Raw genomic sequence first — 13,600 nt, 5'->3', positions numbered from 1 at the left:
TATAAGAGACAGGTGCGGGCGGGTGGGTGCCACGGCCTCGGCGGCGCGTACCGAGCCCGCCATTCGCCGCAGCTGATTGGTGGAGAACTGGGCGCGCAGCAGAGTGAACTCCTCGGTCTCCTCGTGCGCGGCGTGCTCGGCGACGGCGTCGGCGAACTTCGCGAGCTCGGCATCGAAATCGGGATGGTCCACCCCGAGGTCGTACAGGTCGGCCAACGCGCGTTTGGCGGCGTTCTCCTCCTCCAGTCGCGGCTGCACGATGTCGGCGTCGGCGCCGAAGCGGGCCCGTCCGGCGACCGGATGCACCACCTCCTCCTCGGCGCTTTCGTGCACGGCCAGCAACCGCACCAGCTCGGTGAACAGATCCTGTTTCGCGCCGTCACCCGCCTTCAGTCGCGCCAGCAGCGCGAAGATCTCCTCGTGCTGGGCGGTCAGCAGTTCGACGACATCCTGATCGGTCATCGCACACTCTTCCTGTCGCTACGGAATGAACTCCTGGACTTTGGTTTTCGCGCCCTGCGCGATGAGGTGCCACGCGTCGGGGTCGCCGCGCAGCACGGCTTCGGCGGTGTCCTTCATCTGATCCCAGGTCGCGTGCGGCGGGATCGGCGGCACGTCGGGGTCGCAGTGCACGTCGAGCACCACCGGGCCGTCGGCGTGCAGGGCGCTGTCCCAAGCCGGGCCGAGCTCCTCGGGTGTGCGCACGGTGATGCCGGTCAGGCCTGCGGTGCGCGCGAACTCGGCGTAGGAGACGTCGGGCAGGGTTTGGGATTCCTCGAATTTCGGTGCGCCGCCCATGGCGCGCAGCTCCCAGGTGACCTGGTTGAGGTCGTTGTTGTGGAACACGCACACGACCAGGCGCGGGTCGCTCCAGCGCGGGCGGTAGCGGGCGATGGTGAGCAGTTCGGCCAGGCCGTTCATCTGCATGGCGCCGTCCCCGACCAGCGCGATCGCCGGACGGTCCGGGTGGGCGAACTTGGCGCCGATGGCGTAGGGCACGCCGGGGCCCATGGTGGCCAGCGTGCCCGACAGCGACCCGCGCATCCGGCCGCGCATACGCAGGCAGCGCGCGTACCAGTTGGTGGAGGACCCCGAATCCGCGGTGACGATGGCGTTGTCGGGAATGCGTTCGGACAGCTCCCAGACCACCCGCATGGGGTTGACCGGCTCGGCGTCCAGCAGGCATTGGCGTTCGATCGTCTGCCACCAGCGGGCGACGTTCTTCTCGATCCGTTCCCGCCACGCGCGGTCGTCCTTGCGCCGCACCAGCGGAATCAACTCGGCCAGCGTCGATCTCGCGTCACCGACCAGGTTCACCTCGGTCGGGTACCGCATGCCGATCATGGTGCCGTCGATATCGATCTGCACCGCGCGCGCTTGTCCGAATTCGGGCAGGAACTGGCTGTAGGGAAAGTTCGATCCGACGATCAGCAGCGTGTCGCAGTCGCGCATGAGCTCGTAACTGGGCCTGCTGCCGAGCAATCCGATCGCGCCGGTGACGAACGGCAGATCGTCGGGCAGCACGTCCTTGCCCAGCAACGCCTTCGCCACACCCGCGCCGGTACGCTCGGCGAGTTCGACCACCTCGTCGGCGGCCGAGCGGGCGCCCTGCCCGATCAGGATCGCCACCTTCGATCCGGCGTCGAGCACCTCCGCCGCGCGCCGGATGTCATCGTGCGCGGGAATCACTCGCGCCGAGGCCGTTCCGGGCGGGCTCGACGGCACCTGCTTGAACGCGTGCCGCGGCGGCTCGTACTGCTCTTCTTGCAGATCCGACGGCAGGATCACCGCGGTAGGGGCGCGGCGCGCGGCCGCGATCCGGAAGGCGCGGTCCAGCGCGTTGGGCAGCTGGCTGGCCACGTTCACCTCGACCAGATAGTCCGAAGCGACGTCCTTGAACAGGTTTTGCAGATCGACTTCCTGCTGGTAGCTGCCGCCCATCGCGCTACGGGCGGTCTGCCCGACGATCGCGACCACCGGGACGTGGTCGAGTTTCGCGTCGTACAAACCGTTGAGCAGATGGATCGCCCCCGGCCCCGAGGTCGCGGTGCACACGCCCACCTTGCCGCTGAACTTGGCGTATCCGGTGGCCTGGAACGCCGACATCTCCTCGTGGCGAGCTTGGATGAACGCCGGCTTGTCGTCCGCGCGGCCGAAAGCGGCGATCAGACCGTTGATCCCGTCGCCGGGATAGCCGAAAACCTGCTCGACGCCCCATTCCCGCAAGCGTTGCACCACGTAGTCGCCGACCTGTCGAGCCATCGGGTTCCTCCTGTCCATGTGCCGGTGGCAGGGTCCGTCGCCGGGCGGTTACCCGGGCGTTGCGGCCCCAATCAGCGGGTCACCGTCCTCGGCGGTGTCCGGCTTGTACAGCAATCCGGGAAGCAGCGCCGCGGCGGCGGTGGCGGTCACCGAGCACGTGGTCGCGATCCCCCACCCCACCGGATCCAGCGGGCGGCAACCGAAATAGGTGCACAGCCCCGGTGTCATCACCACCGCGCCGAGCACCGCGCCGCTGGCCGCGGTGGTGATCCACACCAGCGGGCTGCGGTAGCCGGAGACCAGCGTCTGCCCCAGCTGGGTTCCGATGAGCGCGACCAGGCCGATGGTGGCGGCGCGGCGTTGCGTGCCGGTCACGCGGCCGAGGGTCCAGGCGACCGACGCGCTGGTGGCGGTGGCGACGCCGCGGACGCCGAGGGTGCGCAGCAAGTCGGTGCCCAGGTGCGCGCGCGGGAGGTCGGCGAGCCGTTCGGCCGCCCGCTGCGCCTGGGACTGCGGATCGTCGGCGTCGTCGGGATCGACCGCGTCCCCGTCGCGCGACAGCGCAAGCGCCATCGCCGGGAACATGTCGGTGAGCATGTTCACCAGCAGGAACTGCCGGGTGCCCAGCGGCGCCTGGCCGCTGACGGCGGTGCCGTACAGCGTGAACGCCACCTCGCCCGCGTTGCCGCCGACCAGGACGCCGACCGCCTCGGTGACCCGCTGCCACATGCCGCGCCCTTCGACGAGGGCGTGCAGCAGCACCAGCGGATCGGGCCGGGTGAGCACCATGTCGGCGGCATTGCGGGCGGCGACCGAACCCTGTGCGGCCAAACCGATTCCGACGTCGGCGGTGCGGATCGCGGCCGCGTCGTTGCTGCCGTCGCCGGTCATGCCGACGACGTGACCGGCGCGGCGCAGCGCCGCCACGATGCGCACCTTCTGTTCCGGAGCGACGCGGGCGAAGACCGTGCCGTGTTCGATCAGCTCCGCCTGGGCGGTCTCGTCCAGACCGTCCAGATCCGCGCCGGTCACCACCTCCCCCGCCTCGATGCCGAGTTGGCGGGCCACCGCCGCCGCGGTCACCGGGTGGTCGCCGGTGATCATGCGCACGCTGATGCCGTTGCGCTGCAACGCGGTGACCAGCGGCAGCGTCTGCGGGCGCGGGGCGTCGGCCAGGCCGATGAAGCCGAGCAGGGTGAGTTCCTCCACCGCCGCCTCGACGTCGTCGGGTTCGGCGGGCAGGTCACGCCGCGCCACCACCAGGACGCGCAGGCCCTGCTGGGCGAGGTCGCGCACCGCCCCTTCGGCGCGCTCGCGCACCCGCTCGTCCAAGGGGTGATCGGTGTCGTCCGATCGCACTTTGGTGCAGCGCGACAGCACGACCTCGGGCGCGCCCTTCACGATCAGCCGCAGTTTGTGGGCGGTGTGCCCCAGCGTGGCGGCGTAGCCGCGGTTGGATTCGAAGGGTATCTCCTCGATCGGATCCCAGCGGCGGACGTCGTCACCGAGCGCCTGCTCCGCGGCCTCCAGCACCGCACGGTCGGTGGCGTGCACGATCGGGCCCTCGGTGGGGTCCGGGCAGGCGCGTGCCGCGGCGCGCAGCAGCCGGCGAGCGTCTTCGGAGTCGGTGTCCGGGGACCATTGCGCGTCCAGGTCGGCCACCGTGGTCAGGCGCAGCCGCCCCTCGGTGAGGGTGCCGGTCTTGTCGAAGCACAGGGTGTCCACCCGGCCCAGCGCCTCGACCGTGCGGCTGGCGCGCACCAGCACGCCGTGCCGGGACAGCCTGCGGGCCGCGGCGAGCTGCGCGACGGTGGCCACCAGCGGCAGGCCCTCGGGCACCGCCGCGACCGCCACCGCCACGCCGTCGGCGATCGCGGTCCGCAGTGGCCTGCCCCGCAGCATCCCCAGCCCGGTCACGACCCCGCCGCCGGTCAAGGTCAGCGGCAGGGCGCGGTCGGTCAAGCGGCGCAACTGCGCCTGCACACCGCCCTTTTCCGGCGGAATGGCCCCGGCGGCGGCACGGCCTGCCTGAGTGTCGGAGCCGACGGCCACGACGACCGCGCGACCGGTTCCGTTGACCACGGTGCTGCCGTCGAAGACCATGCAGGCACGGTCGGCCACCGCCGCGCCCGGCGTGGCGGGGACGTGCTTATCGACCGTGATCGATTCGCCGGTGAGCCCGGATTCGTCCATCTCGAGGTCGTCGGCGCGCAGCAGCCGCGCGTCGGCGGGGACCACGTCCCCGGCGCGCAGCACGATCACGTCGCCGAGAGTCAGCAGGTTCGCGGGCACCCGGCGTTCGTCCGGTTCGCTCGCGTCGAGTTCGGTGCGATCGATCACCCGGGCGGTGAGCTGTTCGCGCTCGAACAAACGATGCAGCGCGTCCTCGGCGCGCTGGCGCTGCCAGGCGGAGACCAGCGCGTTGACCGCGAGCACCGACGACAGCAACACCGCGTCCGACGGCGCGCCGAGCACGGCGGTGGCGACCGCGCCGACCCCGAGGATCGGGGTCAGCGGATCGGACAGTTCGCGGCGCAGCTGGCCGGCGAACGACGCCGCCGAGGCGATCACGCTCGCGCCGGGGATGCGCGCCGCGGCGCCGGGCTGAGCTCGCTGCTCCAGCGCGACGGGCTCGGGCAACCGGCTCAGCACCTCGTCGGGTTCCAGGGCGTGCCAGGGCAGCAGCGGGGCGAGCGTGGCCGGTGGTTGCGTCCGCGCCGACCGCCATCCGGTGTAGGCGCCGCTGAGCAGACCGGTGTAGTGCGCCGCGGTCATGGGCGAGGACCTGCCCGCGCTGCCCGGCGCGACGGCCAGCAGCAGTCCGCCCAGCGCGGCCGCCGACAGGGCCAGCGAGCGGCCGCGTTCACTGACTTGACGTGCCGGGCCCACGGTGGCCAGCACGCTCAGCGCCTGCCCGAGGTCGCGGCAGACCACGTCGGCGGTCCATGGCATCTGCAGCGCGTTGTCCTCGCGGGTGGCAATGCCGATCGCCACGTCGGCGAACGCCAAGGCCCGGTGCGCGCGGGGACTCAGCACGGCGACGACGTGACCGTCTTGCTGCAAGGTGCGCACCAGCTTGCTCAGCGAGCGCGACGGGGAGACGAATTCGTCGGCCAGCGACCGCAACTCCGCGGCGTCGTCGCCCGCGACGAGGGTGACGCGCAGGCCCGCGCTGCGGGCACGGCCCAGCACCGCGTGCGCGCGCCGGTCCAGTTCGCGTCCGACCAGTACCCGCCCCACCGGTTTCCCGTTGTCGTGCAGTTCCCGCCATACCGGGCGGCGCGTGAGGCCCTGCTCGGCCTTGCCGGTCGTCGGGTGCACCAGCCGCCGGTGGCCGTCGGATGCCGGGTCGAGACCCTTCGGCCGCGAGTCGCCCTCCGGATCCTCGGCGGTTTCCCGATCCCACAGCAGGCGCTGGCTCGCGCTCCACACCTCCGCGACCGACCATTTCTCGTCGAGGGATTCCGCGTCGAGCACCATCCGGCGTGCGGTGAGCAGCGACTCTCCGTCGACGACCAGCGCCGACAATCGGTCCAGCCGCCGCCACACCCGCGGGTGGATCGTCAGCACCCCCGCCCGGCCCAGGACCGTGGAGACGATGGCGCCGTAGGCCTCCCGGCTGGCCCGTGCCGCCTTGGGCGCGCCGAGTTCCAACGCGTCGGCCGCGCCCAGCAGGCCACGACCGCCCAGTACCGAGGTGACCGCGCCCACGAGCGCGCCCGCGGCTGTCTCGTCGGCGACCCGTTCGATGGGTCCCTGCGGCATGTCCACGACGCGGGGCGGCGGCGAGAGCGGTTCGCACACTTCCGCGGGACGGCGGTCGATCTCGGCCTCCCAGTTGCGCCACTGCGCGTATCTGGTCAGCGACTCGGTCAGCGTGAAGCCGCGGTGCACCGCGTCGACCAGCAGGTTCGCCGAGCCCGCTGCGGCGCTGTTGCCGAGGGCGTTGCCGATGGCGTTGGCCGTGGTGAGCACCAGGTCCGTCCGGGGGCGGCCGAGCTGTTCCTCCAGCCGTTTACGCAGGCGGGGCTGGGTGTCGACGAAGGCGGCGGCCGCGCGCAGGACCCGGGCGGGCGCGCGCAGCGGGAGCACCGCGCTGACCGTGGACAACCCGATCGCGCACACATCGCCCGCGACCTGGATTCCGGCCGCCAGCAACGGCTCCCGATCCCCGGGGTGTTCACAGCCGCGACTCCAGTCCAGGTCGCCGACCGCGGTGTCGGCCTCCACCGACTCGATCGCCGCGACCAGGGCGGGCAGGTCGGCCGCACCGTGGGTGAGCGCGGCAACGACGCGACCGGTCACCGCGTTGACCCGCCACCAGCGCACGTCGCGGCGGGTGTCGAGGGTTCGGTGCAGCGCCTGCGTGACGGCTTCGCTCTTGCCGGAGTCCAGGCCACGGACCTCGACCGTGGCGCGGTCCTCGTAGAGGGCGACCCGGCGGCGCGAACGCAGCGCGTGCGGATCGACCAGTGCCGCCAGCTCGTCGCGCAGCTCCTCGTCGCGGCGCAGGTTCAGCAGCGACGCACCCGCTCGCGCGCCCGCCGCCACCACCTGCACCGGCGCCTGTGCCGCTTTGACGCCCAGGTCGACGGCCTTCTCCACACCCGCACGGGCCATCTCCGCCGCGACGGAGGTCGGCGCCTCGAGCCACCACGGCGAGACGACTCCGCGTAGTAAAAAGCTCATACCCGGCGAGCTACCCAGGCACGGACAGAGCAAACCGGACCCGGCCGCGGTCGCGCACGACCGCGGCTGGTCCGGTGCGGACCCGCTGCGCCGGTCAGTCGGCGGTCGGGTCGAGGACGATCTTCACCGCACCGTCGGTTTTCTGCTGGAACATCGCGTAGGCCCGCGCGGCGTCGGTCAGCGGAAGGCGGTGGGTGGCGAAGGTGTCCACGCCCAGCGGATCACCGTCGCTCAGCAGCGGCATGATGTCCTCGACCCACCGTTTGACATTCGCCTGTCCCATCCGCACCTGGATCTGCTTGTCGAACAGCACCCGCATCGGCAGCGGATCGAGCATGCCGCCGTAGACGCCGATCAGCGAGATCGTGCCACCGCGGCGGACGATGTCGATCGCGGAGTGCAGCGCCGCGAGCCGGTCGATGCCCGCGGTGTCCATCACCTTCCGCGCCACGACGTCCGGCAGGAACGCCGCCGAGCGCTGCGCCACCGAGGCGATCGGCGAGCCGTGGGCCTCCATCCCGACCGCGTCGATGACCGAGTCGGTGCCCCGGCCGTCGGTCCACCCCCGGATGATGTCGCCGACCGGCTCGTCGACCGACTCCGAGTCGATCACTTCGACGCCGCGTCCGGCCGCGCGCGCCAGCCGCTCGGGCACCCGGTCGACACCGATCACGCGATAGCCGCGATGTGCCGCGACCCGGCAGGCCATGTCCCCGATCGGGCCGAGCCCGAGCACGGTCACCGATCCGCCCTCGGGCACCGCGGCGTATTCCACCGCCTGCCACGCGGTGGGCAGCACATCGGACAGGTACAGGAATCGCGAATCGGGCGGTCCGTCGGGTACTCGGACGTGGGTGAAGTCCGCGTGCGGCACGCGCAGATATTCCGCTTGGCCGCCGGGCACCTGCCCGTAGAGCTTGGAATACCCGAACAGCGCCGCCCCGCAGCCGTATTCGCGGACCTGGGTGGTCTCGCACTGGGTGGGCAGCCCGGTCCGGCACATGTAGCAGCCGCCGCAGCTGATCTGGAACGGGATAACGACGCGGTCACCGGGGGCCAGCCGGGTGACGGCCGAACCGGTCTCGACCACCCGTCCCATCGGTTCGTGGCCCAGCACGTCGCCACTGCTCATGTACGCGCCGAGCACTTCGTACAGATGCAGGTCCGATCCGCAGATGCCGGTGGAGGTGACCTCGATGATCGCGTCCGTCGGCGCCTCGATCCGCGGGTCCGGCACCGTCTCCACGGCGACTTTGCGTCGTCCTTGCCAGGTCACTGCCTTCATCCGGGCGCTCCTCCGGTCGGGGTCCTCACTTCCCCGTGCTACCCGGGCACCCCGGCCCGAAACTCCGCCCGAGTTTGCCCGAACAGCGGCAGGGTAGGCGGAAGCCGTGGACCATACACGAGCTCCTCTGCTGGAAGCGCTTGCCGACTATCACCGGCTGGGTCGGTACGGCTTCACTCCCCCCGGGCACCGTCAAGGACGCGGGACCGACGAACGCGTGCTGGAGGTGATCGGCCGCGACGCCTTCGGCTCCGACGTGCTGGCCATCGCGGGCTTGGACGACCGGCTCGCGCGCGGCGGCTACCTCACCCGCGCCGAGGCGCTGATGGCCGACGCGGTGCGCGCCGAATCCGCGTTCTTCTCCACCTGCGGCAGTTCCCTGTCGGTGAAGGCGGCCATGATGGCGGTCGCGGGCGGCCACGACGGCGGCCTGCTCGTCCCCCGCGACAGCCACAAGTCGATCGTGGCCGGACTCATCTTCTCCGGCGTCCAGCCGCACTGGATCACGCCTCGATGGGACGCCGAGCACCATCTCTCCCATCCACCTTCGCCCCGGCAGGTGCGCCAGGCGTGGGACGAGCATCCCGACGCCGCGGGCGCGCTGATCGTGAGCCCGAGCCCCTACGGCACCTGCGCGGACATCTCCGCCATCGCCGACGTCTGCCACGAGCGCGGCAAGCCACTCATCGTCGACGAGGCGTGGGGCGCGCATCTGCCGTTCCACGAAGACCTGCCCACCTGGGCGATGGACGCGGGCGCTGACCTTTGCGTGGTCAGCGTGCACAAGATGGGCGCCGGCTTCGAACAGGGCTCGGTGTTCCATCTGCAAGGCGATCTCATCGATCCGATCCGGCTCAGCGAATGCGCCGACCTGCTGATGACCACCAGCCCGAATGTGCTGGTCTACGCCGCGCTCGACGGCTGGCGCAGGCAGATGGTCGAGCAGGGGCACGAACTGCTCGGCGCGGCGCTGCGCGTGGCCGAACAGGCCAGGCGGCAGCTGGCCGAGATTCCCGGCATCGAGGTGCTCGAGGACGAGCTGCTCGGCGCCGAAGCCTCGCACGACCTCGACCGGCTTCAGGTGCTCATGGACGTGTCCGGCACCGGGGCCAGCGGCTATCAGGCCGCGGACTGGTTGCGCGAGCACCGGCGCCTCGACGTGGGCCTCAGCGACCACCGCCGCGTGCTCGCCACACTGTCGCTCGCCGACGACAAGGACACCGTCGACACCTTGGTCGACGCCGTCGCGGCGTGGCGCGACCAGCTGACCGATCCCCGCCCGCCCCGCATCCAGCTGCCCGCGCCGGAAGACTTGCAGTTGGACACCGTGATGCTGCCGCGGGACGCGTTCTTCGGCCCGGTCGAGGCGGTGGACGCGCGCGAGGCCGTGGGCCGCGTGGCCGCCGAGCAGCTCACGCCGTACCCGCCGGGCATTCCGGTGGTGTTGCCCGGCGAGCGGATCGACGCGGCGGTCGTCGACTATCTGCGCACCGGACTCGACGCGGGAATGAACGTGCCGGACGCCACCGATCCCAAGCTGCGCACGATCCGCGTCGTGGCCCGAGCATGAACCGAATCACACTGTGAGCAAGGAGATTTCGTTATGGCCGGACCGACTGCCGTCGCCCTGGTATGCACGCTGAAGAAGTCACCCGCCGAATCCAGCAGCGACCTCATCGCCCGCCAGGTGCTCGATGAGCTGGCCCAGCACGGCGTGCAGGGCACGGTGCTGCGCGTGGTCGACTACGACGTGCTGCCCGGGGTCACCGCCGACGAGGGCCCCGGCGACCAGTGGCCGTCGATCCGCGAGCGGATCGCGGCGGCCGACATCCTGCTGGTCTCGACCCCCACCTGGGTGGGACACATGTCCTCGGTGGCGCAGCGGGTGCTGGAGCGATTGGACGCCGAACTGTCCGAGACCGACGACGCGGGCAGGCCCGCGATGGTCGGCAAAGTGGCCACGGTCGCGGTGGTCGGCAACGAGGACGGCGCCCACAAGATCGTCGCCGACCTGTTCCAGGGGCTCAACGACATCGGGTTCACCATCCCCGCGCAGGGTTGCACGTACTGGAACGATCAGGCCATGGGCGGAACCGATTACCAGGATCTCGACTCGGTGCCGAAAGCGGTGGCCTCGGCCACCGCGGCGCTGGCCAGGAACGCCGCCCACTTGGCCGGGGTGCTCGGCACCCAGCAGTACCCGCCCGCCGGGTGAGTCCCGCACCTCCCGCCGGTGACCGGCGGGAGGTCGCGGACGTTCAGGCCAGTACCGCGTCGACCGTCTTCTTCAGCGCCGAGGGCTGGGCGGGCGAGGTCGGCGCCTTCTTCCTGAGTTCTTGCAGCCGCGCCCCGATTTCCTGAAGCTGTTTGCGGCCAAGGCGCTCTCGCACTTTCGGGAACCAGTCGTTCTCTTCCTCGTCGATGTGGTGGTCGACGCTCTCGATCAGCACCGTGGCCTTGGCGGTGAAGTGCTCGTCGTCGGGCTTCATCATCGCCAGCTCGGTGACCAGCACATCGGCGACATGGTGCTCCTCGTAGGACTCCAAGATGTCGTCCTCGAGTTCGGGAACGAGTTTGCGCACCTCGGGGTACATGCACTCGTTCTCGAGGTAGGTGTGCACGGTGAGCGCCTCGATGATCTTGTTCACCACTTTCCCCTTGGTCTCGACGGCATTCTCACCCGCCTTCTCGAACTCGCGGAACAGCTTCCGTATCACCTTGTGATCCTCGCGCAGCAGCACGATCGCATCGGTCGTCATCGCTATCTCCCTTGCTTCGGATGCCGGTCTTTTGCCGACATTCCCGGCGCCGCGCCGCCGAAACCCCGCGCCTGCCGTGCGGCCCGGCCTGCGCCGGGCCGTAAGGTGGGCCCGAGACAGCGCAGGAAGGACGCAGATGCCACACGCGGATGAGTACGCACACGAACTGGCCGAACTGGCGCGACAGTCGGAGATCACCGTGGCGGTCGCCGAATCGCTGACCTCCGGCCGGCTGTCGGCCACGCTGGGCGCCGCGCCGAACTCCTCCGAATGGTTCCGCGGCGGCCTGGTGGCCTACAGCTCGGAGGTCAAGCACACCGTCCTCGGAGTGCCCGACGTTCCGGTGGTGTCGCAGCCCGCGGCCGAAGCGATGGCCACCGGCGTCCGCGGTTTGCTGAAAGCTGTTGTCGCCGTGTCGGTCACCGGTGCGGGCGGCCCCGATCCGCAGGACGGTCAACCGCCGGGCTCGGTCTGGTTCGCCATCGCCACCGAGCACGAGGTCCGCGCCTGGCACCGCCAGTTCGACGGCGACCCGGCCGACGTGGTCGCGCAGACCGTCGCCTGCGCCACCGAGTCGCTGCTGGACACCGTGCGCGCGCTGCGCTCGGATCGTTCGCCCGCGTGAGCGGCGCTCACGCCGAACGGCGATGCTTGCGGTGGCTGGTGTCGCAGAACGGGTAGTTCTTCGAGCGCCTGCACAGGCACAGCGCCACCATGAACCGGTCGCAGCGGATCGTCCGGCCGTCCGCGGTCACCACTTCCACCGGGCCCTCGATCAACGCGGGGCCGTCGGCGGTGAGTGTCACGCGACGCGACTGCTCATTGTCGGATGTGGTCGGCACGGATCACCACCAGATCTTCCATTCGCTGGCCGGGCCGGATGAGCCCGGCCGACTCCAGCCACTGTGCGCGGCGGCGCAGCACCGGCCCGAACGGCACCGTCGCCCGCGCCACGATCGCGGCCTTCAAGCCTCGCTCCCGCAACTGGTCCAGCGTCGAATCGGGATCGGCCAGCGTCGAATGCACGATCAACGCGACACCCCGCGGTTTCAGCAGGGTGGGCAGGGCCGCGCACAACTGGTCCAGGATCACCCTGCCGCTGGTCCCGGCGTCCCAGGCACGAGCGATGCCGCGGGTGTCGGTGCCCTCGGGAGCGGGGACATAGGGCGGGTTGGCCAGCACCAGGTCGAATTCGCGCCCGCCGAGCACCGCGCCGAAGTCACCGCGCAGCACCTCGGCCTCGATGCCCCGCAATCGGCAGTTCAACCAGGCCGACACCACCGCGGATCGGGACACGTCCACCGCGGTCACCCGCGCCGCTCCGGTGCGCGCGGCGGCCACGGCCAAGGCGCCGGTGCCCGTGCACACGTCCAGCGCGTGACCGCCGCGAGGAACGCCGGCCTCGGAAAGAGCGCGCACGAGCAACCAGGTGTCCAGCTGCGGCGGATAGACGCCGGGGGGTCGAATCAACATCACTTGTCGCGAATAGCCCGCTGAACGCCGCTTAATCCCCCGCGCCGACCGGCACGCTCCCGGATTCCCGCAACGAGCTGCCACCCGCGCGCCACGCTTGCAGCACATGATCGGCGAATCGGTCCTCGAGCAAGTTCGTCACCTGGATACCGAAGACCACCGATTCGGTCAGTCCCGGTTCCCGCTGGAGCAGGTCGCCGATCACGCCGGTCCGCATGATCTGCTCGTGCACGGCATCGGCTTCGACGTGCTCACGATAGAACAGCACGCACGCCGGATCGGCCTCCAGACGCCGCAACGCCTCCACCATGCGCTGCGCGCCGGGCGGCGAGGTGATCTCCACCGTGGCGAAATGGCCCACCAGCGCCCCGCGCCACGACCGGTGCAGACCGAACAGCGACATCATGTTCACCAGCGCCAGCATCGGCGCGGGCACCACGTCCAGGTAGTGCAGGTACGCCGGATCCAACCCCGCGCCGGCCAGCAGATCGGCGTACAGCTGCGCGTGCACGCGCTCGCCGCGTCCGCCGCCGAACTCGTCGAACTCCACCGCCACCAGCGAAGCCTTGGCCTGGCCGCGCAAGCGCGGAATCACCCAGGCGTAGGGGTCGGCCTCCTTGTGGTGGTAGATCGAACGATGCACGAAGTATTCGCGCATCTGCCACCACTGGCCCTCGTCGCGCAGGAACCGGCTGGGCCCGGCCGGGTCGGCGGGCGTGACCAGCAACTGGTCGAGTTCGGCGTCCAGATCCGCCCCGCCCGGCACGTCCGCGCGCAGCGCCTCCAGGAACCGCCGCTCCAGCGCGGCGCGCAGCCCGAGCAGGCCCGGGTCCCATTCCCAACCCTCGTCCACCGCCGCGAAGCCGTGATAGTGCAGCTCGTAGCAGGTGTGCAGGGCCAGATGCAGATCCTCGCCGTAGGGGTCCAGCGGACCCGGCCGCGGTACCGAACCACCCGGTTCGCCGCGCAGCAACTCCACGATCGCCTCGGACAGCTCGCCGCGGGGATGGGGCAGTTCGAGCGTCTGGGCGCCTGTCATGACCGTCATACTGCTCGCTTACCCCGGTCCGCCGCCGTTATCGCGGCCCGGCGCGGAAAGAATGCGGGCAAACCTCCCGTGCCGCACCGGGGC

Annotated in this window: 11 protein-coding genes; 3 read left to right on the top strand and 8 right to left on the bottom strand. The window is 70.9% G+C overall.

All coding sequences use genetic code 11. The features are described from left to right. From HOV91_RS09495 to HOV91_RS09480, 4 genes are all read right to left on the bottom strand, one after another. Nucleotides 1–462: hemerythrin domain-containing protein (locus tag HOV91_RS09495; RefSeq protein ID WP_174185074.1), on the bottom strand; the 462-nt coding region annotated here is incomplete at its 3' end. An 18-nt stretch (nucleotides 463–480) separates the two neighbouring features. Next, nucleotides 481–2,262, bottom strand: a complete 1,782-nt coding sequence (locus HOV91_RS09490; protein ID WP_174185073.1) for a thiamine pyrophosphate-requiring protein — start codon at nucleotides 2,260–2,262, stop codon at nucleotides 481–483. A gap of 48 nt (nucleotides 2,263–2,310) precedes the next feature. Next, complete coding sequence (locus HOV91_RS09485) at nucleotides 2,311–6,951, bottom strand: cation-translocating P-type ATPase (RefSeq protein WP_174185072.1); 4,641 nt, start codon at nucleotides 6,949–6,951, stop codon at nucleotides 2,311–2,313. 94 nt (nucleotides 6,952–7,045) lie between these two features. After that, entirely contained in the window at nucleotides 7,046–8,236 is a 1,191-nt protein-coding gene (locus tag HOV91_RS09480) for a zinc-dependent alcohol dehydrogenase (RefSeq protein WP_174185071.1), read from the bottom strand. A 106-nt stretch (nucleotides 8,237–8,342) separates the two neighbouring features. Here HOV91_RS09480 and HOV91_RS09475 point away from each other — a divergent pair, with 106 nt between their 5' ends. Next, on the top strand, nucleotides 8,343–9,806 hold the full coding sequence (locus HOV91_RS09475; RefSeq protein ID WP_174185070.1) for an aminotransferase class I/II-fold pyridoxal phosphate-dependent enzyme: 1,464 nt from the start codon (nucleotides 8,343–8,345) through the stop codon (nucleotides 9,804–9,806). Between the two features lie 33 nt (nucleotides 9,807–9,839). After that, nucleotides 9,840–10,451, top strand: a complete 612-nt coding sequence (locus HOV91_RS09470) for a flavodoxin family protein (protein ID WP_174185069.1) — start codon at nucleotides 9,840–9,842, stop codon at nucleotides 10,449–10,451. Nucleotides 10,452–10,494: 43 nt separating this feature from the next. On the opposite strand, the gene HOV91_RS09465 is transcribed toward HOV91_RS09470, so the two are convergent. After that, on the bottom strand, nucleotides 10,495–10,995 hold the full coding sequence (locus tag HOV91_RS09465) for a hemerythrin domain-containing protein (RefSeq protein WP_174185068.1): 501 nt from the start codon (nucleotides 10,993–10,995) through the stop codon (nucleotides 10,495–10,497). A 136-nt stretch (nucleotides 10,996–11,131) separates the two neighbouring features. Between HOV91_RS09465 and HOV91_RS09460 the strand changes: the two genes are divergently transcribed. Beyond that, nucleotides 11,132–11,620, top strand: coding sequence for a CinA family protein (locus HOV91_RS09460; protein ID WP_174185067.1), 489 nt, complete (start codon nucleotides 11,132–11,134; stop codon nucleotides 11,618–11,620). Nucleotides 11,621–11,627: 7 nt separating this feature from the next. Here HOV91_RS09460 and HOV91_RS09455 read toward each other — a convergent pair whose 3' ends face one another. Genes HOV91_RS09455 through HOV91_RS09445 form a run of 3 tightly spaced genes read right to left on the bottom strand, consistent with a single transcriptional unit; the run spans nucleotide 11,628 to nucleotide 13,507 of the window. Further along, on the bottom strand, nucleotides 11,628–11,801 hold the full coding sequence (locus HOV91_RS09455) for a CDGSH iron-sulfur domain-containing protein (protein ID WP_086007479.1): 174 nt from the start codon (nucleotides 11,799–11,801) through the stop codon (nucleotides 11,628–11,630). 13 nt (nucleotides 11,802–11,814) lie between these two features. Continuing rightward, nucleotides 11,815–12,468, bottom strand: a complete 654-nt coding sequence (locus HOV91_RS09450) for a HemK2/MTQ2 family protein methyltransferase (protein ID WP_174185066.1) — start codon at nucleotides 12,466–12,468, stop codon at nucleotides 11,815–11,817. 31 nt (nucleotides 12,469–12,499) lie between these two features. Beyond that, on the bottom strand, nucleotides 12,500–13,507 hold the full coding sequence (locus HOV91_RS09445; protein WP_174185065.1) for an iron-containing redox enzyme family protein: 1,008 nt from the start codon (nucleotides 13,505–13,507) through the stop codon (nucleotides 12,500–12,502). Nucleotides 13,508–13,600 lie beyond the last annotated feature (93 nt).

This window comes from Nocardia barduliensis, assembly GCF_013315795.1.
Taxonomy (GTDB): Bacteria; Actinomycetota; Actinomycetes; order Mycobacteriales; family Mycobacteriaceae; genus Nocardia; species Nocardia barduliensis.
The sequence above is the reverse complement of the archived record's forward strand: the minus strand, read 5'-3'. Positions and strand labels throughout refer to the sequence as shown.

Excerpts from the sequence above, each read along its gene's own strand:
- HOV91_RS09490 (WP_174185073.1), bottom strand. The coding sequence starts at position 2,262 with ATGGCTCGACAGGTCGGCGACTACGTGGTGCAACGCTTGCGGGAATGG.
- HOV91_RS09485 (WP_174185072.1), bottom strand. The coding sequence starts at position 6,951 with ATGAGCTTTTTACTACGCGGAGTCGTCTCGCCGTGGTGGCTCGAGGCG.
- HOV91_RS09480 (WP_174185071.1), bottom strand. The coding sequence starts at position 8,236 with ATGAAGGCAGTGACCTGGCAAGGACGACGCAAAGTCGCCGTGGAGACG.
- HOV91_RS09470 (WP_174185069.1), top strand. The coding sequence starts at position 9,840 with ATGGCCGGACCGACTGCCGTCGCCCTGGTATGCACGCTGAAGAAGTCA.
- HOV91_RS09465 (WP_174185068.1), bottom strand. The coding sequence starts at position 10,995 with ATGACGACCGATGCGATCGTGCTGCTGCGCGAGGATCACAAGGTGATA.
- HOV91_RS09460 (WP_174185067.1), top strand. The coding sequence starts at position 11,132 with ATGCCACACGCGGATGAGTACGCACACGAACTGGCCGAACTGGCGCGA.
- HOV91_RS09450 (WP_174185066.1), bottom strand. The coding sequence starts at position 12,468 with ATGTTGATTCGACCCCCCGGCGTCTATCCGCCGCAGCTGGACACCTGG.
- HOV91_RS09445 (WP_174185065.1), bottom strand. The coding sequence starts at position 13,507 with ATGACAGGCGCCCAGACGCTCGAACTGCCCCATCCCCGCGGCGAGCTG.